1 protein-coding gene is annotated in these 998 nt (G+C 72.9%); it reads left to right on the top strand.

Going from position 1 to position 998, the window contains the following annotated elements:
- On the top strand, positions 1–998 hold a 998-nt coding region (locus ON39_RS08630), incomplete at both ends, for a glycerol-3-phosphate dehydrogenase/oxidase (protein ID WP_040732790.1).

The following is a 998-nucleotide window of genomic DNA, read 5'->3' as shown; positions in this document are numbered from 1 at the left end:
CGGGCAGCTCGTCGACGATGCCCGCCTGGTCGTCGCGTTGGCGCGCACGGCGGCCGCGCAGGGCGCCACGGTGCTCACCCGCGTGGAAGCCCTTGACGTGACGGGCGATTCGGCGAACCTGCGCGACACACTGAGCGGTGAGACCATGCCCCTGCGCGCCCGCGCGGTCGTCAACGCCACCGGCGTGTGGGCCGACGAGGTCGATCCGAGCATCGAGCTACGCCCGAGCCGCGGCACCCATCTGGTGTTCTCCGCCGAGTCGTTCGGCGGCCTCACCGCCGCGCTCACCGTCCCGGTGCCGGGCAGCACCAGCCGTTTCGTCTTCGCCTTCCCCGCCGCGCACGGCCGGGTGTACCTCGGGCTGACCGACGAGGACGCTCCCGGTCCCGTCCCGGACGAGCCGAAGCCCACCGAGGACGAGATCGACTTCCTGCTCGACACCATCAACACCGCGCTGCGCGAACCGCTGACCCGCAACGACATTCGTGGCGCCTTCGCGGGCCTGCGTCCGCTGCTGAAGACCGCCGAGGACAGCACCGCCGACATCTCGCGCAAACACGCTGTCCTGCACTCCCCCGCCGGGGTCATCACCATCGTCGGCGGCAAGCTCACCACCTACCGCCGGATGGCCGAGGACGTCATCGACGCCGCCGTCGCCCGCGGGGGACTCGCCGCAGGCCCGTGCCGCACCAAGCGACTTCCCTTGGTAGGCGCGGTTTCCGGCGCGGCGCGCGATCGCATCGACGCGCCGCCGGTCCTCTTCGACCGCTACGGCTGCGAGGCGGCCGCCGTTCTCGCGGCGGCACAACACAATCCGGCCCTCGCCGAGCCGGTCGCCCCCGGAATCGACGTGACCGCAGCGGAGTTCCACTTCGCGGTCGCGCACGAGGGCGCGCTGGACGCCGACGATCTGCTCGACCGTCGCACCCGCATCGGCTTGGTCGCCGAGGATCGCGCCGCCGCCACCCCGGCGGCCGTGGCCGCGCTGGCGTCGGTGT

The organism is Nocardia tenerifensis NBRC 101015, assembly GCF_000308715.1.
Taxonomy (GTDB): Bacteria; Actinomycetota; Actinomycetes; order Mycobacteriales; family Mycobacteriaceae; genus Nocardia; species Nocardia tenerifensis.
Note: the sequence above shows the minus strand (reverse complement) of the source record. Positions and strands in the feature narration are given on the sequence as shown.